Raw genomic sequence first — 23,208 nt, 5'->3', positions numbered from 1 at the left:
ACGGCAGGCGCCTCCTATGATGCCGCGATGCCCCCTCCCGATGCCGAAGCCAACCCCGCCAGCGGCGCCCTGCTGAGCCTGCGCCCACCCGGCGGCGCTACGGACGAAAGAGTGGCCGTCGAGATGCCTGTGGCGTTGACGGTCAACGGGGTTTCGCAGGCCGTCATGCTGGCAACGCCGGCAGACCTGGAGGACTTCGCACTGGGATTTGCGCTCAGCGAAGGCTGGATCAGGTCGAGCCAGGAGCTGCTGGACGTGGAGGTACTGACGCAGCCCGACGGCATCGAGCTGGCACTGCGGGTGACGACGGCCCGCGAGCAGCAGCTCAAGGCGCGCCGTCGCCTGTTGGCTGGCCGTACCGGATGCGGACTGTGCGGACTGGAAAGCCTGGCCCAGGTGAGCGCCGTGAAGCCCGCGCCAGTGCAGGCGCCGGTGCTGGCCGATGGTGCGCTGGACCGCGCTTTGGCCGGCCTGCATGCGGCCCAGGTGCTGAACGCGCGCTGCGGCGGCCTGCATGGCGCGGCGTGGTGCCTGCCCGGTGGCGAGCTGCTGCTCGCGCGCGAGGACATCGGCCGCCACAACGCGCTGGACAAGCTGACCGGCGCCCTCGCCCGCCACGGGGCAGACCCTCGCGACGGCTTCGTGCTGATGTCCAGCCGCGCAAGCTACGAGCTGGTCCACAAGACAGCCATGGCTGGCGCGGGCCTGCTGGCCTGCATGTCTGCGCCCAGCAGCCTGGCCATAGCAATGGCCGACCGGGTGGGCCTGCAGCTCTGGGCCTTCGTGCGCGAGGGGCGCGCGACGCGCTACGCCTGAGGCCCGGCCGGTAGCGCCTCGCCCTCACCGGCGAGGAAGCAGTGCGCGACGATCTGATCGCGGCCGGCCCGCTTGGCTTCATACAAGGCTTCATCCGCCGCGGCGTACATCGCCTCGGGCGTGAGCCCGGATGTCGGCGCGGCCCACCAGGCGACGCCGAAGCTGGCCGTAACGATTCGATGGGGACTGTCCGCATGCGGGACCGCCAGCGCATGGACGGCAGCGCTGAGCCGGCCGACAAACTGGCGGGCCACGGCGGCCGAGGACGCCGAGAAGATGACGCCGAACTCCTCGCCGCCGAGGCGGAACAGCGCATCGGTGGAGCGCTTGAGGCCGTTGTTGAGCGTCTGCGCGAAGGCTCGCAGCACTGCATCGCCGGCCTGATGGCCATAGCGGTCGTTGTAGGCCTTGAAGTGGTCGATGTCCAGCATGCACAGGCCGACGGCCTGGCCGCGCTGGGCGCTGGCCAGGCAGATGTCATCGAAGTGGCGTCGGTTGAAGGCGCCGGTCAGCGCGTCCAGGATGGCCAGATCGCGCAGCTGGCGGTTCGCGGCCTCCAGCGCACGGGCATCGTTCAGCAGGCGCTGTTCGTCGGCCTTGCGACGTGAGATGTCCAGGTGCGTTCCGGCCAGCCGCAGCGGGCGATCGTCAGCGTCTCGCTCGAAGACACGGCCGCTGCTCTGCACCCAGACCCAGTGGCCCTGTGCGTGGCGCATGCGGAACTCAGCCGCGTAGCGCTCCTCCTGGCCACCAAGGTGACGATCAAGGGCCTGCCGGGCCTCGACGAGGTCGCCGGGATGACACAGCCGCTCCCAGGTCTGACCACTGATGGGCTCCAGTTCAGCGCAGGTGTACCCCAGCATCTGCGCCCAGCGTTCGTTGATCGCAAGGCGATCGCTATCCAGACGCCAGTCCCAGGTACCGGCGGCGGTGCCATCGATCACGTTGCTCAGATGCTGCCGGTCCTCCGCCAGCACGGTCTCGGTGCGCTCCAGATGGCGCCGAACGACGAGGCTGCGCCCGACGGCCAGCGCGACAAGCAGCGTGGCCAACCCACCCGCGGCCAGGGCCAGTAGCGGCGTGCGATCGACCGCATTGCCGAGCGCGCCCGGCCGCGGTCGGAGCACAAGCTGCCAGGGGCGGCCGCCGACATCGACGCTCAACGCCATGCCGCGCTCGTCTACACGGGATGGCTCGCCGGAGGCGGACGCATAGATGAGGCGGTGGTCCTCCTCCTGGTCGAAGACGAAGACATCCAGGCCGTTGGCCTCCGCCCGTACCAACGCCTCCGACATCAGCGAGGGCAGCTCGACGACGCCAGCCAGGAAGCCGCGCAGCTCGCGCCGGCGCGCCTCGGTGCCCACTGGGCGCGGCACGCGGTAGACGGGTGCCGATACGGCAAAGCCGCTGCGGGCCCCGCCCGGCTGGCCACGATGGATCACCGTGAACACCTCGGACGCGATGGGCACGCCGGTGTCGCGGGCCAGCAGCTTGGAATGCATGCGGCGCGGGTCGAAGGCCATGTCCACGCCCACCGCCGCGCCGCTTTCGGGCCAGGAGTAGTGCACCGGCACATGGAACTCGCGCGGCCGCGCGGCCACAAAGCCGCCGCCCCGGTCGTCGGGTGCCGGCTCGACGACCAGATAGCCTGGCTGCTCGCGCGCCGCCTGCCTCTCGAACGCGGCCAGTTGCTCATGCGGCACGACAGGCTGCCATTCCAGCAGCGTCAGGCCCGATGCGTCGCCAACGAGGCTGGCGCCATAGCGCATGAACTGCTCGCGTGTCAGATCGGTCTGGGCCGACAGCATCTGCCCAGCAGCCTGCAGCGCCTCCACGACCCGCATCAGCTGCCGGTCGAAGGCACCAACGACGCTCTGCCCCATGGCATTCAATTGCTCGCGCTCCTGCGCCGCCGCCTTCAGCGACAGCGAGCGGTAGGCGCCGAGGCTGCCGGCCAAACCCACCACCAGCACGAGCGCCACCAGCGCCACGTCCACGAACGAAGGCCAGAGTTCGCGTCGCTGTCGGGTGCTCATGGCCGGGCCTCGAGCGTGCTCACGAGGCGCTCGTAGAACTGGGCCTGCTGGCGCAGGAACTGCGCCGGGTCCTGGGTGGCAGAGATCCGGGCCGACGCGCCCAGGGCCTCGGTACCGGCCTGCCACTCGGCGTCGGCAGCCACCTTGTCGAGGACTGCCCTCCAATGGCCGACGGCTTGCGCCGACATGCCCGCCGGCCCGAGCAACGCCGACCAGCCCTGCAGTTGCTGCATGTCGCGCCAACCCAGTTCGCTGGCGTTTTGCAGACGCGGCAGCGAGCGCAACCTCCCCTGCGCCGTCGTCATCAGGCCGCGCAACATGCCGGACTGCACGGCCGGCACGATGCTGCGCGCGTTGTTGCAGCTGAAGTCAGCCTCGCCCCTGAGCAGCGCCTGTGTCGCTTGCGAGCCCTGGCCGACATGCAGCGGTCGGGCCGCGTCGTCCGGCAGGCCGTTCAGCGCAAACAGGTAGCGCACCGCCAAGCTCTGCAGCGAACCTGCGCCGGCCGTGCTGTAGCGCAACTGCCCCGGCGCCGCGGCGATGGCAGCGAGCAGCTCGTGCATGGACCTCATGGGCGAACCACTGCGAACGGCACAGATGAGCGGTGCCTCGTCAAGCACGGCAAGCACGGTGAAGTCGCTCGCCGGCACTGCCGTGCGCGGCGAAAGCGCCGGCTGGATGGCAATGTTGCCGACCCGCCCAAGCAGCAGCGTCTGGCCGTCCGGTGCGGCCATCTTGACGGCGCGAGCTGCTGCTGCCCCCGACTCGGCCGTGAGGTAGCTGATCTCGATTGCGATGCCTGCGGTCCGCGCGGCGCTGCGCGCAAGATTGCGAGCAGAACCGTCCGCCTCGCCACCAGCCACGAATGGAACGAACAGCCTGACTGGCGACGGCACAGCGGGCACCAGCAGTTCGCCAGCAGCCACCGGCATGCCGCCCAGCAAACCACCGGCCAGCATCCACAAGGCGCCCCAACGACAGGTTCTATTTCTTGTCTTTATCAACACGCAATTGATCATAAATGACCAATTCGCATGGAGTTTCGAGAAATTTTGATGGAATCGGGCAATCCTTGACGAACTGAGCGGAGGCCTGGGAGCAAGCCGCTCAGCGCGAGGCTGGCGCGGCTTTGCGTGGCCCGTGCTTCAGCATGCTCTAGCCGAACCTGGGATCGACCTCAGCACAGCATGGACGACAGCGCATCCTGTACCAGTTGGTGCTGGTATGGCCGCCCATCCACATCGACCCACTATCGAACGCGGAAACAGCCAATCATGACCGGCACGTCTTGCGAACCCTCACGTGTGCGGATGCACCGACTGCATTCGCGTCAGCCCAAGCACCCTCCGCGGCGCCAAGAACTCGCATCTGGCACGCCAGGCGACCAAGGTGACGCGTCAGTTGCCGCGCGCGGCTGACTGCCCTGCATCGCTGGATGGGAACACCCGGGCGCAAAGAAAGTCGACGAAGGCACGGACTTTGGGCGAAGGGTGCTTGCTGGCGGGCCAGAGGACGTGGAAGACGCCTGTGCGTTCCACGTGGTCAGCCAGCACGGCTTCCAACCGTCCGTCCGAAAGAGGCTCCCGGATCGAGAACTCCGGCAGATAGGCGATCCCCAAACCCTGCAGTGCAAAGCACACGCGCGTCTCGATGTTGTTGCAGATCATCGAGGTGGGCAGCGGCAACTCGGCCACATCGGCAGTACGGCGCAATGCCCATGCCTCCAGCTTGCCACTGTTGGGAAACCGGTAGTGCAGGCAGGCGTGCTGCAGCAAGTCTGCAGGCACCTTGGGTGTGCCCCGCCGCGCCAGATAGTCGGGCGAGGCAACCAACATCGATCGGAAGGCGCCAAGCCTGCGCGCCGACAGGCGCGAGTCCGTTGGATCACCGGTCCTGACCACGGCATCGAAACCCTCCTCGATCACATCGACCAGGCGGTCGGTGAAGTCCAGGTCCAGCTCGATGTCCGGGTACTCACGCATGAACTCGCCGAGTACGGGCAGCACCAGCGAACTGACCAGGGGCAGACTGACCCGCAGGCGGCCCCGCGGCGTTGCGCTCGCCTGTGACAGCTCCTGCTCCGCCGCTTCAATCTCGGCCAGGATGCGGCGGCTGCGCGCCAGGAACAGCGTGCCCTCGGCCGTCAGCGTGACGCTGCGCGTGCTGCGATGGAACAGGCGCACACCGAGCTTCTCCTCCAGCCGCACCACGCTCTTGCCGATGGCGGACGCAGATACGCCCAGCAGCCGACCGGCGGCAACAAAGCTGCGTGTCTCGGCAACCTGCACGAACACCATGAAGCCATTCAGGCTTTCCACTGGACTCCATTGCGGACAAAAAGTTCCGCTTAAAACGGAACTCTACCCGGCTTTTTCTTTAATCCGAGGATTCCTATCGTGACGGACATGTTCATTGATGAGAACAGGTCCCTATGACGACTCCCGCATTTCCTTCGCCCTCTGGCATCCCATCCGGGCATCTGTCCGCCCCCATCCAAGCCGCCATTCAACTGGCGCTGGATGAACAGCGCCTGGTGGGCGCCGTGGTCCTGGTGGTCCACAACGGCACAGTGATTCACCGGCAGGCGGCAGGCTGGGCCGACCGCGAAAGCCGTCGGCCCATGACCGTGGATGCGATCTTCCGCCTGGCATCGGCAAGCAAGCCCATCGTCTCGGCAGCGGCTCTGGTGCTGGTCGCACAAGGGCGGCTCAATCTGGACGACGGCATCGATTGCTGGCTACCCGAGTTCCGACCGCGGACGGCCGATGGTCGGGCTGCGCGGATCACCGTGCGGCAGTTGCTCAGCCACACGGCCGGGTTGGGCTACCGCTTCTTCGAGACCGCTGCGGATGGTCCCTATGCACAGGCCGGCGTTTCGGACGGCATGGATACATCGACGCTCAGCTTGGCAGAGAACCTGCGACGCATCGCCGCAGTGCCATTGCTGTATGAGCCGGGAACAGCCTGGGGCTATTCGCTCGCAACCGACGTGCTCGGCGCCCTGATCGAGAAAGTCCACGGCGCGCCACTGGAGTCAGCCGTACGCCAGCTCGTGACCGGCCCGCTCGGCATGGCCGACACATGCTTTGTTGCGCAGGACGCGCAGCGCGTTGCGACCGCCTACGTGAGCGACACCCCCCGACCGCACCCATTGACGGAGGGCGAAACCGTTTCGCCATTTGAGGGGGCAGTCGGGATCGTCTACAGCCCGGAGCGCATCTTCGATCCAAAGGCGTTTCCCTCTGGCGGCGCGGGCATGGCGGCAACGGCTGAGGACTTCATGCGGCTGCTGGAAGCCTTGCGCCAGGACAGTCCGCTTCTGCCCCGCGGGTTGATTGCGGAAATGGGCCGAGACCAGACGGGCGGTCAAGATCTGCCCAACGTGCCAGGTTTCGGCTTCGGGCTGGGGTTCTCGGTCATGCGCGACCCGACGCTGGCTGCTTCGCCTGAATCGGAAGGCACCTGGCGCTGGGGAGGCGCTTACGGGCACTCCTGGTTCGTAGATTGCAAGCGAGGGCTCAGCGTCGTGGCGTTCACCAACACCTTGTACGAGGGCATGTCGGGGCGTTTCGTCACCGACCTGCGCGACGCGGTCTACACCGCCCTGGAGGCAGGGCGATGACCTCGGCAGCGAAAGATCGCATGCCTGTCGGCTCGCTGCTGGCGCTATCGATGGCGGCCTTCGTCACCATCCTGACCGAAGCGCTTCCAGCCGGCTTGCTGCCCCAGATGGCGCAAGGGCTGGGCGTCTCGCAAGCATGGGTCGGCCAGACCGTCACGCTCTATGCAATAGGTTCCCTGGTCACCGCCATCCCGCTGACTGTCGCCACGCGAGGGATTCGCCGCCGGCCGCTGCTGCTTGCCGCCATAGCCGGCTTCACCATCGCCAACACAGTGACGGCGCTCTCTGCAAGCTATGTGCTCACCATGGTGGCACGCTTCCTGGCGGGCGTTTCGGCGGGCTTGCTGTGGGCGCTGCTGGCCGGCTATGCAGCGCGGATGGTGCCTGAACATCAAAAGGGCCGCGCCATCGCCATCGCGATGGCAGGCACGCCGCTGGCGCTTTCGTTGGGCGTGCCTGCCGGCACCTTCCTGGGCCATCTGGTGGGTTGGCGCGCTTGCTTTGGCAGCATGAGCCTGCTGGCGCTGGCGCTGATGGTCTGGGTGCGCCTGAAAGTGCCTGACTTCGCGGCGCAGGCTGCCGAGGAACGCCTGCCGTTGCTGCGGGTGTTCACGCTCCCGGGTGTTCGCCCAGTGCTGTTCGTGGTGATGGCCTTCGTCCTCGCACACAACATTCTCTACACGTACATCACCCCGTTCCTGCTTGAGGCCGGCCTGGTGGACCGCACGGATCTGGTGTTGCTGGTCTTCGGTACCGCATCACTGCTAGGCATCTGGGTCATCGGTGTACTGATAGACCAGCATCTGCGCGCGCTGACGCTGGCGAGCACGGCCTTGTTCGGACTCTCGGCGATGGTGCTGGGCCTGGCAGGCACCGAGGCCAACGCCGTCTATGCAGCGGTGGGGGCATGGGGACTTGCTTTTGGTGGCGCCGCGACCTTGTTCCAGACCGCATTGGCCAGAGCCGCCAATGGCGCCACGGATGTCGCGCAATCCATGTTGGTCACAACCTGGAACACGGCAATTGCCGGTGGCGGCATCGTCGGCGGCGTGCTGTTGGACAACCTCGGTGCAGGGGCCTTCTCACCTGCGCTGCTGGCGCTGCTGCTGGCAACACTTCTGGTGGCGGGCTCTGCCAGGCGCCATGGCTTCCCCGCCCCGGCGGCCTGAGTACTGACCGATGGACGCTGTTGAAGCGCCGGCCATACGGGTGAGAACCCTGACGTTTTACCTTGCAAAACCTTGCAAAAGCTCCCGCTGCATGACACAGCCTGGAGATTGGTTGGAAAGGGCGAAGAACCGGCCCTGAAGCATGGGTTCCCCTAGGGGCACATGGCATCCTCGCGTCGACCCAAACACGGGAGGAGACGAGGTTTATGGCCGACATGCGGCACATCCTTTTTGCCGCTGCGGCGGTCATCGTGGCTGGCTTGGCTCGGGCCGAGCCGCCACGCCTGGACCTGAGCTGGACGCTGGAGCGCGCGGGCGTCAGCAGCGGCGCACCCGACGGGCAGACCCAGGCCGTGCTGGCGCTACGCAACGCGGGCGCCGCGCCCCTGCCGGTGCAGGGCTGGTCGCTGTACTTCACCGTGCTGGCTGGCCTGGAGTCGGGGGCCATGCCCGGGGGCATGCGCGTTGAACAGGTCAAGGGCACGCTCTACCGCCTACGGCCCGCCGAAGGCTTCCCAGCGCTCGCACCCGGCGCCGAACAGCGCGTGACGCTGCGCCACCCAGAGATCCTGTGGCAGCCCGCCAAGGCGCCGCAGTCCCCCTTCGTGGCTGAAGACGCGCATCCCGACGCGGCCGTTCCAGCGCAGGCCTGGCGGCTCATGCCCATCGACCGGTCGCGCATTGCACTACCCGCGGACACAGAGCCATTGGTCGACGCCGGGGCGCTGTATGCACGCTACGAGACGATGCAGCCCGTGGACCGGATCGAGCTGCCACCGGTCTTCCCCAAGCCGCTTCAATGGCAGCGTGCGGCGGGCGAGTGGCGCCTGCAGGCTGCGCCGCAGGTCGTCGCGCCGCCGCAGTTGGCTTCGCAGGCCCGCCAGCTGCAGGGCTGGCTCGATGCGGTGCTGGTGCACCAGCCGAGGAACGGAACCTTCAGGCTGGAACTCGGCCGCGTTCGCGGCCAGAGCAGTCCCGAGGCCTACGAGCTGCGCATCACGCCGCAGGGGGCGACGCTGCGTGGTGCGACACCTGCTGCCGTCGCATTGGGCCTGCAGTCGCTGCGCCAGATGCTGCCTACCGGCAGCCCGGCACCCAGCCTCGCGCTGCCGGCGCTGCACCTCGTGGATGCACCTCGCTTCGCCTACCGCGGCCTGCTGCTGGACGTGGCGCGCTCCTTCATGACGGTGCAAGAAGTCGGCCGCGTGCTTGAGCTGATGGCACGACTCAAGCTCAACACATTGCACCTGCACCTGTCCGACGACGAGGGCTGGCGGCTGGAGATCGCGGCACTGCCCGAACTGACCGCCGTCGGCGCAAAGCGCGGGCTCTCCGCCGACCCGCTGGCGATGCTGCCACCGGCCTATGCCTCAGGGCCGAAGGCAGGCACGCCTCCAGGCAGCGGCCACTACAGCCGTGCCGAGTTCATCGCGCTGTTGCGCCAGGCGGCGGACCTCGGCATCACCGTGATTCCAGAGTTCGACCTGCCCGGGCACGCGCGCGCCGCCGTTGTCGCCATGGAGGCACGCCACGCTCGGCTGGCCGCCAGCGATCCGCAGGCAGCCGACGCCTACCGGCTGCGCGACCCCGCCGACCGCTCGCGCTACCAGTCCGCGCAGCAGTACGACGACAACCTCATGGATCCGGGCCTGCCATCCACGTACCGCTTCATCGACACCGTCGTCGGTGAAGTCATCGGCCTCTATCGCGAAGCCGGCGTGCCGCTGCGCCGCCTACACCTGGGCGGCGACGAGGTACCAGCCGGCGCCTGGCAACAGTCGCCTGCCAGTCTCGCACTGATGCAGCGCGAGGGCCTGAAGGACGCGCCAGCGCTGTGGAGCCATTTCTTCGACCGCATCCAGCGCCTCGTCGCTTCCCACGGCGTTCTGCTGGCCGGCTGGGAAGAGATGGGCATGCGGGCCGGAAAGCCCGACCCGGGGCTGGCTGGGCGCGGTGTCTCGCTCTACGTCTGGAACACGACGACCGGTGCCGAGGACCTCGGCCTACGCCTGGCCAACGCCGGCTACCCGACGGTGCTCGCCTCCGCTCGCCATCTCTACTTCGACATGGCCCACTTGCGGGATCCCGCCGAGCCGGGGCACGACTGGGCGGCCCTGGTCGATCTGGACGAGGTCTTCGGCTACGTGCCGCTGGACCCGGCGCGCCAGGGAGCAGTTGCCTCGCAGGCCAAGCTTGAGCGGCTCACATCGGCAGGCCGACGCAACGTGCTCGGCCTCGAGGCAACGCTGTTCACCGAGACAGTGCAAAACGCCACGCGCGCCGACTACATGCTGATGCCGCGCCTGCTGGCCATGGCCGAGCGCGCCTGGAGTGCCAACCCGCCCTGGGCCACCGCCTCACCGGCCAAGGCCCCTGCGCTCTACCGCGCCGACCTGGCGCGCTTCCTGGCCCAGGCCGGCACGCAGGTGCTGCCACGGCTGGACGCCGAACGCCCCGACCTGCTCTACCGCATCGCGCCGCCTGGCCTGATGCGCGACCCACGGGACAGCGGCCGCGTTCTCGTCAACTACCCCTGGGCTGGCCAGCCGCTGCGATACACGACGGACGGCAGCGCCCCCACCGCCGCCAGCCCGCTAGTCGCCGGCCCCATCGTGAGCCACGGCCCCGTGCACGTGACCGCCTTCGACAGCCGCGGTCGCCCTGGCCGCAGCAGCCAGCTTCCCGCCTTGAACAACGACAACGCCAAGGAAACTCCATGACTTCTCGCAAGACCCTGCGTCGCTTCGCCACCCCGGTTGCGCTGGCCTGTGCCACGCTGGCCGCGCAAGCCCAGACGCAGCCTCAGCCCCAACCGCAGAGCACCGAGCCGGCAAAGCTTGAACAGGTGCAGGTCAGCGGCATCCGCAGCGCCATCGAGAGCGCCATCGGGCTCAAGCGCAATGCCGACTCCATCATCGAGGCCATCAGCGCCGAGGACCTCGGCAAGCTGCCCGACACCAGCATCGCCGAATCGCTGGCGCGACTGCCGGGCCTGGCAGCCCAGCGCGTCAACGGCACGACGTCAGCCATATCCATCCGCGGCATGGCGCCCGGATTCGGCGTGACGCTGCTGAACGGCCGCGAGATGGTCAGCGGCGGCTCTGACCGCTCAGTCGAGTTCGACCAGTTCCCCGCCGAGCTGCTGTCCGGCGCCACCGTCTACAAGACTCCCGATGCCGCCCTCGGCACTCAGGGACTGTCCGGCACCGTCAACATGCTGACGGTGCGTCCGCTGGACTTCAAGCACAGCCAGGGCAACGTCAACGCGCGCCTGGAGGCCAGCTCCAACAGCGAACAAATCCCCGGCCTCAGCAACAAGGGCAAGCGCCTGAGCGCCTCATACATCGACCAGTCCGCCGACCGCAAGTTCGGCTACGCCATCGGGGTGGCCCACCTCGACAGTCCCGAGCAGCAGCAGCACTACTCCAACTGGTGGTTCGCCAATACCGCCCGCACCGACATCTACGACCCCGCCGCCAACGGCTGCGATCCCGACTGTGGCATCCCAGGGCTGGACCGTGACGCCGTGTCGCTGCAGGCCTTCGAAGCCACGGCCTTCGCGACCAGCCAGGTTCGCAACGGCGTGATGGGCGTCCTCGAGTACAGGCCCAGTGACAGCGCGCACACGGTGCTCGATCTGTACTACTCCACCTACCGCAAGAAGTTCGAAGGTCGCGAATTCCAGGGCGGCATGAGCGTCTGGGCCGGATCGTCCTACCGCAACCCGGTCTATGCCGAGCACGGTGGCGACAAGGTCGTCGTGGGTGGCGCCATCGACAACATCGATGGCAAGGTGGTGTCTCGCGCCAACATGCGCCGCGACAAGATCGCCGCCATCGGCCTCAACCATGAGCAGAAGCTCGGAGACGGCTGGAGCGCCGTGGGCGACTTCTCCTGGTCACGCGCCAACCGCGACGAGAGCACCGCGGAAATGTACGCCGGCCCGGGACGCCCGTCCGGCTTCACGAGCACGGACATCTCGATGACCGGCTTCTCGCACTTCGTCCCTTCGGTCGACTGGGCAGATCCGTCGCTCGTCAGCCTGCAGGGCTACTGGGGCCAGATGGGCGAGTCGCGCATCTTCCGCGTGCGCGACGAACTCAAAAGCGCGCGTATGACGGCTCGCAAGAGCCTGGACTGGGGCGCGCTGCAGCAACTGGAGTTCGGTCTGAACTACGTGCAGCGCAGCAAGGACTACAGCGCCATCAAGTACGCCTACGACCTGAAGTCAGGCGAGAACAGCCTGGCCTTCCCGGCCGGCATCCTGAAGGCGCCTGCAACGCTGGGTTTCGGCAGCCTGCCGTCGGTTGCCAACTTCTTCGTCGGTGACCTGCTTGCGACGGGGTTGTTCAACTCGCGTCTTGACGACCTCAGCTCTGCACCTGATCGTCAGTGGGCGGTACGCGAGAAGGTGGCGACCGCTTTCGGCAAGCTGGATCTGGACTTCGACATCGGCGTGCCGGTGCATGGCAATGTCGGGCTGCAGGTGGTGCGCAGCCGCCAGGAGGGCCGTGGCCTGGCCTGGATCGAGGAGGACGAAACCACCGTTCCCGTCAATGGTGGCAAGAGCCGTACCGACGTGCTGCCCAGCCTGAACCTGGCAGCCGACCTCGGTGCGAGCACGACGCTGCGCCTTGGCCTGGCCCGCGTGCTGGCGCGGCCCAACATGGAAGACATGCGTGCCGGAGTCTCGGGCATCGCGCGCTCGACCACCGGCCAGGGCCTGTGGTCTGCCTCGGGTGGCAACCCGCGCCTGGATCCATGGCGTGCCGATGCCTTCGACCTGTCGCTGGAGAAGTACTTCGACAAGCACAGCTATGTGTCGCTGGCCGCTTTCCGCAAGAACCTGAAGAGCACGATCTACGCCCAGCGGATCGCCTGGGACTTCACTGGCTATCCCGACCCGCTCAAGGGTGACCCGCGCTACCCCGTCCGCACGTACGCCGGACAGCTCGACACAGTGGCCAACGGCAACGGCGGCCACGTGCAGGGCACCGAGCTGACCGTGTCCATGGACGCCGGGCGGCTGACTCCACTGCTGGACGGCTTCGGCGCCACGCTGTCACAGTCCAACACGCGCAGCAACATCCACCAGAACAACGACCTGAACAACCCGCTTGAGGGGCTCTCCGGCACGGTGCGCAGCCTCGTCTTCTACTACGAGAAAAACGGATTCGAAGCACGCATCGCGCAGCGCTACCGCTCGCGCTACATGGCCTCGGTGCGCAACATCTGGGGTGACATCGGCTACACCACCATCGAGCCTGAGCGCATTGCAGACCTGCAGCTCGGCTACAACTTCGAGGCCGGACCACTCAAGGGGCTGTCGATCAACTTCGAGGTCAACAACCTGACCGACGAGCCCTATCAAAACCGCATGACGGTGGATTCCAATAGCGGCAAGGTGCCGGGCGTCTTCTATCCCGGCGTCTACGAGAAGTACGGCCGACAGTACCTGCTCGGCGTCAACTACAAGTTCTGATGATGAGCCGGCAACTGAGAACCGCAGCGCTGGCCGCTCTGCTGGGGCTGGCCGCAACGCTCGCCTGCGCGGGTGACGCTGACGACTGGGCCCAGCTGGGGCGCTACCGTTCGGCCAACGCGACGCTGCAGGCCCGGCCAGCAGATGCCGCACGCGTGGTCTTCATGGGCGACTCGATCACCGAGGGCTGGGGCGAGCAGCCTGCGGGTCCGTTCACCGACAGCCACCACGTCAACCGCGGCATCAGCGGCCAGACCACCGCACAGATGCTCCTGCGCTTTCGCCCCGACGTGCTGGCGCTCAAGCCCCGCCTCGTGGTGCTGCTGGCCGGCACCAACGACATCGCCGGCAATACCGGCCCGATGAGCCCCGAGGCGATCGCCGGCAACGTGCGATCGATGGTGCAGCTCGCGCGCGCCGAGGGTGTGGCCGTCGTGCTGTGCGCGGTGCTTCCCGTGAAGCGCTACCCCTGGGCACCGGATATCCAGCCGGCGCCGCAGGTCGTGGCGCTGAATCGGTTGCTGCATGCGCTGGCGCGCGAGTACCGCACTGGCTGGGTGGACTACCACGCCGCACTGGTGGACCGCGATGGTGGCCTGCCAACGGCCTATTCCGGCGATGGCGTGCATCCCAACGCGGCCGGCTACGCCGTGATGCGCAAGCTCATCGAGCCAGCACTGCGCGAGCAACGTCATGACTGAGCCTGGCCGCTCGCTGGCTCTGGACGTGTTCCGCGGCGCCACGCTCGCGTTGATGATCATCGTCAACATGTCGATCAGCGAGGCACTGTCCTTTGGCCCGCTGCTGCACGCGGCCTGGGACGGGCTGACCCTGACCGACCTGGTCTTCCCCAGCTTCCTGTTCGCCGTGGGCAACGCGCTGTCGCTGACGCTGCCGGGCTACCAGTCGCTCGGCACGGCGGCCGTGCTGGCCAAGGTCGCGCGGCGCGGTGCGCTGCTGTTCCTGCTCGGCGTGTTTGTCAGCAACTTTCCGTTTGGCGCGCTGGTCGACGGAGGCTGGACGTGGCTGCCTGCCGAGAAGCTTCGCATCTTCGGCGTGCTGCAGCGCATCGCGCTGTGCTGGGTTGGAGCGGCGCTGCTGCTGCACTTGTGTCGCCCGCGCACGGTGGTTGTCGTAGCCGTGGCCTGCCTGATCGCACACGGCCTCACGCTGCAGTTCGGCGGTGACCTCAGCCTGGCAGGCAACGCCGCACGGCGCATCGACCTGTGGGTGCTCGGCGCCACGCACCTCTATGGTGGCGAGGGCCTGCCGTACGACCCCGAGGGGCTGCTGGGCACGTTGCCGTCGCTGGTCAATGTGCTCGCCGGCTACGCGGCGGGCGAGTGGCTGCGGCGGGGCGGACGGCTGGGGCCTCTGCTGGCAGCCGGCGCCCTCGCACTTGGGGCAGCGCTGCTTTGGAGCTGCTGGCAGCCCGTCAACAAGAAGCTGTGGACGGGGTCTTACGCGCTGCATTGCATCGGCGTGGACCTGCTGCTGCTGGCCGCCTTGCGCGAGCTGCTGGACCGACGGGGATGGCGCCTCGGCACCACGCCGTTCGTTGCACTGGGCCGCAACACGCTGTTCATCTACCTGGTCGCCGAGCTGCTGATGTCGCTGCTTTGGACGCTGCCCCTGCAGGGGCAGCCCGCTTTCGAGTGGGTCTTTGCCCACGTCTTCCAACCCTGGGCCGGAGACAAGACCGGCTCGTTGGCCTTCGCCCTCGCCTTGCTGGCGTGCTGCACGGCGCTCGCGCTGTGGATGCAGCACCGCCGCTGGTTTGTCCGAGTCTGACCCTCATGCTATCCAACACCACTCCCTCCGGCCGCGACGTGCTGCTGCCGATGTTCTTCATCGGGTTGATGTTTTTCATCCTGGGCTTCGTCACCTGGCTCAACGGCTCCCTGATCCCGTTTCTCAAAATCGTCTGCGAACTGAGCAATTTCCAGGCGCTGTGGGTCGCGTTCGCGTTCTACATCGCCTATACGGTGATGGCACTGCCGTCAGCGGCCATCCTCGCGCGCACCGGCTACAAGCGCGGCATGACGATCGCGCTGGGTGTCATGGCGATGGGCGCGCTGCTCTTCATCCCGGCGGCGCGCACGGGGCTGTATCCGATCTTCCTGATCGCCCTGTTCACACTGGCCAGCGGCATGACGCTGATGCAGACGGCCATCAACCCCTACATCGTCTGCATCGGCCCACGGGAGAGCGCGGCGCTGCGCATCTCCATCATGGGGCTGTTCAACAAGGGCGCCGGCATCGTCGTGCCGTTGGTGTTCACGGCACTGATCCTGTCCGGCATGGAGCATGTCTCCGAGGCCAGCCTCGGCGCCCTGGATGCGGCGGCGCGCGAGGCAATGCGCAACGACCTGTCGCAACGCCTAGTGTTCCCCTACGCTGTGATGGCTGGTGCACTGCTGCTGTTCATGGGACTGATCCACGTCTCGTCGCTGCGCGAGCCGGTGCTGGACGCTGCCGATGCGCCGGCCGATGCCGCCCCCCGCCAAGGACTGCTTCAGCACCCGCAGCTGGTGCTGGGCGCGATCACGCTGTTCGGCTACGTGGGCGTTGAGGTCATCGCCGGCGACACCATCGCGCTGTACGGCCACCAGCTCGGCGTCGCCCACTACGGCGTGCTGACTTCGTACACGATGGGCTTCATGGTGCTGGGCTACGCACTGGGTGTGCTGCTGATCCCGCGCTGGCTGTCTCAGCGCGCGGCGCTGGCCTGGTCGGCCGGGAGCGGCCTGCTCTTCGCGCTGGGCGTGGCGCTGGGCTCGTCCGGCGAAAGCACCTGGTCGCAGGCTTTGCTAGGTTGGGCCGGCGTGCCAGCCGTGCCCGACACCGTGCTGTGCCTGGCGCTGCTGGGCCTGTCCAACGCGCTGGTCTGGCCGGCTGTCTGGCCGCTGGCGCTGGAAGGCCTTGGCAAGCACACGGCCGCCGGCTCGGCGCTGCTCATCATGGCCATCTCCGGCGGCGCGCTGCTGCCCATGCTGTACGGCCACTTGGCCGACGTGAGCGGCCCGCAGCGCGCCTACTGGGTTCTGCTGCCCTGGTACGCGCTCATTCTCTTCTATGCGCTGGCAGGCAGCCGGCTGCGGCGCTGGAGCGTCGCCTAAACCGGGCTGGCCGGCAACGTCACGCGCGCCTCGAAGCCGCCCTCGGGGTGGTTGCGCAGCGCCAGGCTGCCGCCGTGGTCGGCGACGATGTCGCGAACGATGGACAGGCCCAGGCCCAGGCCGTCCTTGCGCAGGCGCTGGGCCGCGTCAAGCCGCGTGAAGGGCTGCCCCAGCCGCGCCAGTGCCGCCTCAGGCACACCGGGGCCATGGTCACGCACGGTCAGCTCCAGGCCTGTCATGCCGGCATCCATGTGCAGCTCGATGGGGCGGCGTTCGCCGCCATAGAACACCGCGTTGTCCAGCAAGTTGCCCAAGGCGCGCTTGAGCGCCAACGGCTTGCCCTGCACCTGCATGGGCAGCGCCTGCAGCTCGACCGGGTGCCCGGCCAGCTTGGCGTCGCGCGCCAGCTTCTGCAGCACAAGGTCGATGCGCACCGGTACGCGGTTCTCGTGAATGTCGGCGTCCTTGACGATCTGCAGCGCCGTCTTGACCATCAGATCCAGCTCGTCGAGGTCTTCGTGGAATGCGTCCTGCACGTCCGGGTCGTCGAGCAGCTCGCTGCGCAGGCGCAACCGCGTAATCGGGGTACGCAAGTCGTGGGAGATCGACGCGAACAGTCGTTCGCGGTCGCTGATGTAGAGCCGGATGCGCTCCTGCATGTCGTTGAAGGCCTGGATTGCGCGCCGTACCTCGGCCGTGCCGCTGACTCGCAGCGGCCGCGGCGCGCTGCGCCGCCCCACCCGGGCGGCGGCACGCGACAGACCGGCTAGCGGGCGCGTCAGCGCGCGCGCGGCGATCAGCGTCAGCAGCACCGCCAGCGCGAGCGCGAGCAGTTGCGGCGTCAGGCGCTGCCAGGTAAAGAATTCCAGCTGCTCCAGAAAATACGGGTCAGGCAAAGGGCTGGTCAGGTAGAGCCATTGGCCGGGCTCGGCTTCGACCTGCACGACCAAGAAGGGGGCGGGCCGGTCGGCGGCGAGCAGCGACGGGTCGACCCAGCTCTCGGGCAGCTCGTCCAGCAGCGCACCATCAGGCGACACGGCCAGGCCCTGCGCCGAGGCCAGGTCCACGCGAAGCGCGGCGCCCGGCGGCAGGCGGCGGGCCAGCTCCTGGCGCGCAAGTGCTTCCAGTTGCCGGGCCATGGGCTGGTCGGCCAGCGGGCGCACCGGCACGGCACCGCGGTTGACGAAGACGAGAAAGCGCGTTCCACCCATGGTGCGCAGCTGCTCGATCAGCAGCGGCCGATAGGCAGGCGGCAGCTCGCGCAGCGCGCGCACCGCGTTCAATGCACCGCTGGCGACATGGTGGGCGGCCTGCTCGGTCTGGCGACGCACGCGCTGCTCGATCTGGCTGTACCAAAGCAGGTTCACCAGCAGTTGCACCAGCGCCAGGCTGGCCAGCATGGCCAGCATGAAGCGGCCCTGCAGGCTGTCGAACAGGAAGCTGCGCAAGCGCCGCAGCCCGGGGCGCGGCACGAGCACGGCGTCAGAGGGCATGGCGCGGCGTGACCGTCGTCGCGAACACGTAGCCGGAGCCGCGCACCGTCTTTATGAGAGCGGGCGACTTGCCGTCGTCCTGCAGGCGCTGGCGCAGCCGGCTGATCTGCACGTCCAGTGAACGGTCCATCGGCCCGAGGTCACGCCCACGCGTGGCCTCGGCCAGCCTTGCGCGGTCGATCACTTCGCCCGGGTGCTCGACGAGCAGCTTCAGCAGCTGAAAGTCCATGCCCGTCAATGGTGCGGCCTGGCCCTGCGCGTCGATGAGGCGGCGCTCCAGCGTGTCCAGCGTGCAGCCGTTGAACTGGTAGTAGCGCGGCAAGGCCGGCTTGTCCTGTCCGGTGCGCCGGCCTATGGCCTTGATGCGCGCCAGCAGCTCGCGCGGGTTGAAGGGCTTGCCGAGGTAGTCGTCCGCCCCCAACTCCAGGCCAACGATGCGGTCCGTCTCGTCGGCGCTGGCAGTGAGCATGATGATGGGAACGTCCGAACGGCGGCGCAGTTGCTGGCACAACGCGAAACCTTCGGTATCGGGCAGCATCACGTCGAGGATGCACAGCCCGATGTCGTCGCGGTGGCGTTCGAACTCGGCCGTGAAGCTCGCACCGTCGTGGGCAAGCAGCACCTCGAACTGGTTCTTCTCCAGGTAGGTCTTGAGCAGGGTACGGATCTTGTGGTCGTCGTCGACGATGAGGATCTTGCGGATCATGGCGATGATGAGGCTGCCGCCCCGGCCCTGGGGCCGATGGCGCGCAGCAGTCCCTGCAGCCGGCGCTGGGCGGCGGCGGGCGTCTGGTTGGGGTTGAGGGCGAACTGGTGCACGGTCTCGACGATGGCGCTCTTGCCCACCTCGCTGACCGCCATGCGGTGCACGAAGCTGGGCACGCGTGGCGTCGCCGGACTGGCGAACAGCGCGAAGCTGGCCTGGGCGCAGGGATCGAGTTCATCGACGGGCACGTCGCGGCGCACCGGGACGGAGCCTTTGATGCGGTTGTAGCCGAGCTGCAGCGTCGCAGTGCCGAGCAACTCTGCCATCTTCTCCTGGTCGGCGCGCGAGCCGTCGCTGAGTGTCAGCATGGCCAGCGTGTCGATGCTGTAAAGATGCATGCCGGCCGTGCCGGGTACTGCACGGCATTCGAAGTCACGCCCGCCCTCCAGCGCCAGCGTCCCAAGCTCGCCACGCGCCCAGTCGCCCATGATGAAGAAGGCGGCGCGCCCCTGGGCAAAGTCGGCGACGGCATCCGTCCACGGACGCTCAGCGTTCGGCACTGCACCCGGCGCCAGGGGCTGGGCCAACTGGCGCCAGGCGCGCAGCCGCAGGAGCGCGCGCTCCAGCGCCGGGTCCTCGAAGGCCTTGGGGTCGTGCTGCACCAGCATGCGCCGGTAAAGCGCCGGGCCGGCTTCGCCCAGCAGCAAGGCCTCGAATACCGTCGCCACCTGCCAGGGCTCGTCGCTGAAGGCTACCGGCACCACGCCGGCCGCGCGCAGCTGTGCTGCGCTGCGCAGCAAGCCGTCCCAATCGGCAGGCGCCACGATACGGTGCCGGCGCAGCAGGGCGGTGTTGACGTAGAGGTTGTTGATGCGGTGCACGCCCAGCGGTGCGGCCACGATGTGGCCGTTGGCGCGCAGTTGGGCCATGACGGTCGGGAACATGACCTTGGCCCAATGGCGCCGCGCTGCCACGTCGTCCAGGTTCAGCAGCAGGCCCATGTCGGCCCATCCGTTCATGGACTGGCCGATGAGCTGCGCAACCTTGGGCGCCATGCGGCGCAGGATGCGCTCGTTGAGCACCTTGACGGCGGCCGCTCCGCCCCCGCCGGCCACGGCACCGTCCACCCACTTGAGACCGTTCTCGGCCATGCGCGCGGCGACGAGGTCAGCCGCCGCGCGCTCGCTGGCCGAGGTCCACCAGTGCAGCACGTTGAGCTCACCAGGCTTGTCGGCGGCGCCAGCGGCCACACCGGCCAGCGCCAGCAAGCCAATGCACAGCCGTGAGGCCCAGGATCGTCGACAACGGAAGGGGAAGCGGGGTACTGCGAACAAGCCCGTATTTTGCGAGCGAGCCGCGCAGCCTGGGCTCAGGGTTTGCCGCTCAAGCCGTGAAGTCGCATCACGCTCCCGCCGCGCACCGACTCGCCCGCCTTCAAAGCATCCCAGACCGTCCCCGGCGGTTTCGATCGTCGCCGCGACCTTGCCCGCAGCACAGCTGTCCAGTGACACTGCGCACACTGCCGTCGCAAGGCTCCATACGGACGCCGTCGGCAGACATGAACACGCCAACGAGCCGTTCAGCAACGATCATCTGAATGGCGACTGCTTGCCGCCGCAGTGCTCCAGGCCCCCCGAAGATCTTGTCGCTAGCAAAAGGGCGCAGTGCATATCACGCACACGGTCGCCGCACCACCAAACGCCAGCACTTGAACAACAACCCGACCGGGTTCAGCGACGAGGACTCGGGGGCACTTTTGTCAACCGGTAGCCACACTGGGGCACGGGTCTATTGTGATCAGGACACCGAAACTCAAGGGCGCGCACCGAGGGCCGCGATCTGCAAACCGGTCGGCGCGCACGCGTAAGTCATCCCTGTTCGCGCCGTTCGGCAAAGCTACGCTGGAAGGCAATTCATCACTTGTTTCTGCCGCTACAGTCGCGCCTCTCGAAACGCTACCGTGCTTGGGAAGATCTGCACGCCGGGGCGGAGTCAATGACTTGCCCTACCAACCGATGTCCGCCTGCCGTCAAATCATCGCTTGCGTGCTGCCGGGTCAAAACCCCTGGACCATAACCACCCTGGCACTGGACAAAGCAAAGGCCCTGGATGCCGCCTGCTCAGTCCTGGTCCTGACCCGTGCGGGCGCTACCGACGACGCGGGCGCAGCAGAGGCTCTTGCAAAGGCCCGCGCAGCAGGTGCGGTAGCACAACGGATAGAACTAGACAGGACGACGCCCGCGACAGTCCTGAATGCGCTGCGCCCTTGGCTGGGCCTGCGGCAGCGGGCCGTACTGATGCTGCAGCGGCAACCTGATGGGTTTCTCGGCACCAGTTCCTTGTCATCCCGCCTGTCCACGCTCTGCTCGGACCAATTCCCTCATATCCGCATTCATGTCGTACCCGCAGCTATCCAACAGTGGCAACTGCGCTGGACTCGCTACGGACTGTCCACCAGCTCCCTGAAGGCCTGGGGGCAGACACTGCTGACTTTGCTGGCCTGCACTTTGGTGGGCGAACTGATGCGGGGCCGTTTCGAACCGGCCAACACCATCATGATCTATTTGGCCGGCACGACGTTGGTGGGATTGCGTGCCGGCATGCATCAGGCAGTTGCCTTTGTGCTCGGCAGCGTACTGCTGTATGACCTAGTTCTGCTCCCGCCCTACTGGAGCATCGTCAAGATTGAGCCTCAGTACTACTTCACTTTTAGCGTAATGCTGGGCGTGGGCTGCTTGATCAGTTGGTTGGTATCGAGCGTCCGCGCGAAAACCGCAGAATCAGAAGCTCGCGAGAAACGTGCGCTGGCGCGCAATGACCTGTCTTACGATTTGGTGCGCGCATCCACATCTCAGGACGTGCAGGCAGCGCTGCGAGTCGCCGTTGACAGCAGCCTGGAAGGTTGGGGTGAGTTGCTGCTGCCCGACGATGAGGGCCACCTGCTCCCGGTAAGCGAGCGCGATCCGACAATCGCCGATGCAGGCACGGCTGCGCAGGTCTTCGAGACAGGGCAGCAGGTCACGGTGACGAGCCTCCATGGCCCCGTTGTTTTGCATCTGGCTTTGCAAGGCAGCAGCGAACGGTTGGGCGTTCTGGCAGTTCGGCTCGATGCGCCTTTGCTGGAGGGATCGGGCGATACCAACTTGCTGCGAGCCTTTGCCGACAAGGCGGCCGTCGTTCTGCAACGCCTGAAGCTGGAATCGACAAACACTCGCTCAGCCCTTGAGGCCGAAACCGAGCGCGTGCGCAACACGCTGCTTGCCGCGATTTCGCACGATTTCCGCAGTCCGATGACAACGATCGTTGGCTCAGTTAGCAGTCTGCTGGAACAGCGCGACGGGATCACCCCGATCCTGCGCGACCGACTGCTACGCGGGGTGCTGAGTGAGGCTCGCCGCGTCCATGCGTTAATGAACAATCTGCTCGACCTCACGCGAATCGAGGGAGGCGCCATGCCACTGAACCTGGAGTGGTGTCCGGTGGACGAACTCTTCTCTGCGGCACTGGTCGCCCAAGGCACCGCACTTTCGGAGCATCGTGTCAGCACGACTTGTGACCCGGACGCCCTGCTCTGGTGCGATCCACGACTGATTGAACAGTTGCTGGGCAACGTGCTCGAAAATGCCGGCCGCCATGCGCCCGCAGGCTCTCGAATTCATCTCAGCTTTACAGCCGAGTCAGCGGCCGCGTTGCTGATGGTTCAGGACGACGGCCCTGGTTTTCCGCCCGGCCGGGAACAGGACATGACAAAGAAGTTCATGCGGGGGGGGCAAACATCGAGTGGCGGGACCGGCCTGGGACTGGCCATCTGCGCCGCTGTGGCCAAGTTGCATGGCGGCCGGTTGGAATTGCGCAACCAGTCCGGTGCGCAGGTGATGCTATGGCTACCCCAGCCGGCCTGCGCACTCTTCACCGACGAGGACAGCGTGCCGTGAGTCGCGATACTTGCGCGGCCCTGGTGGTCGAGGACGATCCGGCCATCCGTTCCATGCTGGTCGGCGCGCTGACTGCGGGAGGCTATCAGGTCCACGAAGCCGATTGCGCCACCACGGGCGAGACTCTGGCGGGCAACCGTCGCATCGACATTTTCCTGATCGACCTGGGCCTACCTGACAGGGACGGGCTAGAGCTGATCCGCGGCTTGCGCCGCTGGACGCAACGGCCCATCATCGTGCTCTCTGGACGCACGCAAGAGAGCGAGAAGGTTGAAGCCCTCGACAGTGGCGCAGATGACTATCTCATCAAGCCCTTCGGCGTCGCTGAACTGCATGCCAGGTTGCGTGTAGCACTGCGGCATGCTGCCCAAACCAACCAGGCCGGACAAACATCGTTGCGCCTGGGCTCCGTCGTCATAGATCTTGGCGCCAAGATGGTCACCCGCGACGGCCAGGCCATCCATCTAACCGGCACCCAGTGGCGGCTGCTTGCAATCCTAGCCAAGCACGCAAACCGCGTCGTAACGACGCGGCAATTGCTGCAGGAGGTCTGGGGACCTGGACAGTCGGAGCACGCCCACTACCTGCGCGTCTACATCCACCAGTTGCGCCGCCGCCTGGAACCGGATGCAAATCCACCAACGCGACTGTTGACTGAAACTGGCGTTGGATATCGTCTAGTTGTAGACGACTAGAGTTTTTACGCGGACTTTACTCAACAAGCGTTATGGTGCGGGCTGGGTCGCCTACGCCAGACGCAGTGGCCCGCGTTGGATCCAACGCATTGGCGCCTCGCTGCCCGACGGCGATCCTGTCCGCACTCGCGCCTC

At 67.1% G+C, this 23,208-nt stretch carries 16 protein-coding genes; 10 read left to right on the top strand and 6 right to left on the bottom strand.

The window, feature by feature from the left end; all coding sequences use genetic code 11:
* Window positions 1-27 precede the first annotated feature (27 nt).
* Window positions 28-816: a formate dehydrogenase accessory sulfurtransferase FdhD gene (fdhD, locus tag QM732_RS06515; RefSeq protein WP_415655368.1), complete on the top strand. Its 789-nt coding sequence runs from the start codon at window positions 28-30 to the stop codon at window positions 814-816.
* Here the strand turns inward: fdhD and QM732_RS06510 are convergent.
* The 3 genes from QM732_RS06510 to QM732_RS06500 all read right to left on the bottom strand — a co-directional run bounded on the left by QM732_RS06510 (window position 807) and on the right by QM732_RS06500 (window position 5,170).
* On the bottom strand, window positions 807-2,852 hold the full coding sequence (locus tag QM732_RS06510) for a diguanylate cyclase domain-containing protein (RefSeq protein WP_415655367.1): 2,046 nt from the start codon (window positions 2,850-2,852) through the stop codon (window positions 807-809). The genes fdhD and QM732_RS06510 overlap by 10 nt on opposite strands.
* Window positions 2,849-3,811 carry a tripartite tricarboxylate transporter substrate binding protein gene (locus tag QM732_RS06505; RefSeq protein ID WP_415655366.1) on the bottom strand — a complete coding sequence of 321 codons (963 nt, stop codon included), beginning with the start codon at window positions 3,809-3,811 and terminating at the stop codon, window positions 2,849-2,851. Before QM732_RS06505 ends, QM732_RS06510 begins: the two co-directional genes overlap by 4 nt.
* A 438-nt stretch (window positions 3,812-4,249) precedes the next feature.
* Entirely contained in the window at window positions 4,250-5,170 is a 921-nt protein-coding gene (locus QM732_RS06500; RefSeq protein WP_415655365.1) for a LysR family transcriptional regulator, read from the bottom strand.
* Between the two features lie 113 nt (window positions 5,171-5,283).
* Between QM732_RS06500 and QM732_RS06495 the strand changes: the two genes are divergently transcribed.
* The 7 genes from QM732_RS06495 (at window position 5,284) to QM732_RS06465 (ending at window position 16,244) form a co-directional block, all read left to right on the top strand.
* Complete coding sequence (locus tag QM732_RS06495) at window positions 5,284-6,474, top strand: serine hydrolase domain-containing protein (RefSeq protein WP_415655364.1); 1,191 nt, start codon at window positions 5,284-5,286, stop codon at window positions 6,472-6,474.
* The gene (locus QM732_RS06490; RefSeq protein WP_415655363.1) at window positions 6,471-7,643 is read left to right on the top strand and encodes an MFS transporter; all 1,173 of its coding nucleotides are present in this window, start codon (window positions 6,471-6,473) and stop codon (window positions 7,641-7,643) included. Before QM732_RS06495 ends, QM732_RS06490 begins: the two co-directional genes overlap by 4 nt.
* A 206-nt stretch (window positions 7,644-7,849) precedes the next feature.
* The gene (locus tag QM732_RS06485; protein WP_415655362.1) at window positions 7,850-10,363 is read left to right on the top strand and encodes a family 20 glycosylhydrolase; all 2,514 of its coding nucleotides are present in this window, start codon (window positions 7,850-7,852) and stop codon (window positions 10,361-10,363) included.
* Window positions 10,360-13,125, top strand: coding sequence for a TonB-dependent receptor (locus QM732_RS06480; protein ID WP_415655361.1), 2,766 nt, complete (start codon window positions 10,360-10,362; stop codon window positions 13,123-13,125). The genes QM732_RS06485 and QM732_RS06480 overlap by 4 nt, the downstream gene beginning before the upstream one ends.
* A 2-nt stretch (window positions 13,126-13,127) precedes the next feature.
* Window positions 13,128-13,826, top strand: coding sequence for a GDSL-type esterase/lipase family protein (locus QM732_RS06475; protein WP_415655360.1), 699 nt, complete (start codon window positions 13,128-13,130; stop codon window positions 13,824-13,826).
* Window positions 13,819-14,916 carry an acyltransferase family protein gene (locus tag QM732_RS06470; RefSeq protein ID WP_415655359.1) on the top strand — a complete coding sequence of 366 codons (1,098 nt, stop codon included), beginning with the start codon at window positions 13,819-13,821 and terminating at the stop codon, window positions 14,914-14,916. Before QM732_RS06475 ends, QM732_RS06470 begins: the two co-directional genes overlap by 8 nt.
* Window positions 14,917-14,921: 5 nt before the next feature.
* On the top strand, window positions 14,922-16,244 hold the full coding sequence (locus tag QM732_RS06465) for a sugar MFS transporter (RefSeq protein ID WP_415655358.1): 1,323 nt from the start codon (window positions 14,922-14,924) through the stop codon (window positions 16,242-16,244).
* Here QM732_RS06465 and QM732_RS06460 read toward each other — a convergent pair.
* The 3 genes from QM732_RS06460 to QM732_RS06450 are packed head-to-tail and all read right to left on the bottom strand — an operon-like array spanning window position 16,241 to window position 19,777.
* Window positions 16,241-17,737 (bottom strand): ATP-binding protein, encoded by a 1,497-nt coding sequence (locus tag QM732_RS06460; protein ID WP_415655357.1) that lies wholly within the window; start codon window positions 17,735-17,737, stop codon window positions 16,241-16,243. The genes QM732_RS06465 and QM732_RS06460 overlap by 4 nt on opposite strands.
* Complete coding sequence (locus tag QM732_RS06455; protein ID WP_415655356.1) at window positions 17,727-18,443, bottom strand: response regulator; 717 nt, start codon at window positions 18,441-18,443, stop codon at window positions 17,727-17,729. Before QM732_RS06455 ends, QM732_RS06460 begins: the two co-directional genes overlap by 11 nt.
* Window positions 18,440-19,777 carry an ABC transporter substrate-binding protein gene (locus tag QM732_RS06450; protein WP_415655355.1) on the bottom strand — a complete coding sequence of 446 codons (1,338 nt, stop codon included), beginning with the start codon at window positions 19,775-19,777 and terminating at the stop codon, window positions 18,440-18,442. The genes QM732_RS06455 and QM732_RS06450 overlap by 4 nt, the downstream gene beginning before the upstream one ends.
* 666 nt (window positions 19,778-20,443) lie before the next feature.
* Between QM732_RS06450 and QM732_RS06445 the strand changes: the two genes are divergently transcribed.
* Both QM732_RS06445 and QM732_RS06440 read left to right on the top strand, forming a co-directional pair.
* Window positions 20,444-22,378 (top strand): ATP-binding protein, encoded by a 1,935-nt coding sequence (locus QM732_RS06445; protein WP_415655354.1) that lies wholly within the window; start codon window positions 20,444-20,446, stop codon window positions 22,376-22,378.
* Entirely contained in the window at window positions 22,375-23,073 is a 699-nt protein-coding gene (locus QM732_RS06440) for a response regulator (RefSeq protein WP_415655353.1), read from the top strand. Before QM732_RS06445 ends, QM732_RS06440 begins: the two co-directional genes overlap by 4 nt.
* Window positions 23,074-23,208: the final 135 nt, after the last annotated feature.

Origin of the sequence: Roseateles sp. (assembly GCF_047654805.1) — a bacterium.
In the GTDB taxonomy this organism is placed as follows: Bacteria; Pseudomonadota; Gammaproteobacteria; order Burkholderiales; family Burkholderiaceae_C; genus Pelomonas.
This window is presented reverse-complemented; position numbering and strand designations above follow the sequence as displayed.

Coding starts and splice junctions, on each gene's coding strand:
- fdhD (WP_415655368.1), top strand. CDS start 28: ATGCCCCCTCCCGATGCCGAAGCCAACCCCGCCAGCGGCGCCCTGCTG.
- QM732_RS06510 (WP_415655367.1), bottom strand. CDS start 2,852: ATGAGCACCCGACAGCGACGCGAACTCTGGCCTTCGTTCGTGGACGTG.
- QM732_RS06505 (WP_415655366.1), bottom strand. CDS start 3,811: ATGCTGGCCGGTGGTTTGCTGGGCGGCATGCCGGTGGCTGCTGGCGAA.
- QM732_RS06495 (WP_415655364.1), top strand. CDS start 5,284: ATGACGACTCCCGCATTTCCTTCGCCCTCTGGCATCCCATCCGGGCAT.
- QM732_RS06490 (WP_415655363.1), top strand. CDS start 6,471: ATGACCTCGGCAGCGAAAGATCGCATGCCTGTCGGCTCGCTGCTGGCG.
- QM732_RS06485 (WP_415655362.1), top strand. CDS start 7,850: ATGGCCGACATGCGGCACATCCTTTTTGCCGCTGCGGCGGTCATCGTG.
- QM732_RS06480 (WP_415655361.1), top strand. CDS start 10,360: ATGACTTCTCGCAAGACCCTGCGTCGCTTCGCCACCCCGGTTGCGCTG.
- QM732_RS06475 (WP_415655360.1), top strand. CDS start 13,128: ATGAGCCGGCAACTGAGAACCGCAGCGCTGGCCGCTCTGCTGGGGCTG.
- QM732_RS06470 (WP_415655359.1), top strand. CDS start 13,819: ATGACTGAGCCTGGCCGCTCGCTGGCTCTGGACGTGTTCCGCGGCGCC.
- QM732_RS06465 (WP_415655358.1), top strand. CDS start 14,922: ATGCTATCCAACACCACTCCCTCCGGCCGCGACGTGCTGCTGCCGATG.
- QM732_RS06460 (WP_415655357.1), bottom strand. CDS start 17,737: ATGCCCTCTGACGCCGTGCTCGTGCCGCGCCCCGGGCTGCGGCGCTTG.
- QM732_RS06455 (WP_415655356.1), bottom strand. CDS start 18,443: ATGATCCGCAAGATCCTCATCGTCGACGACGACCACAAGATCCGTACC.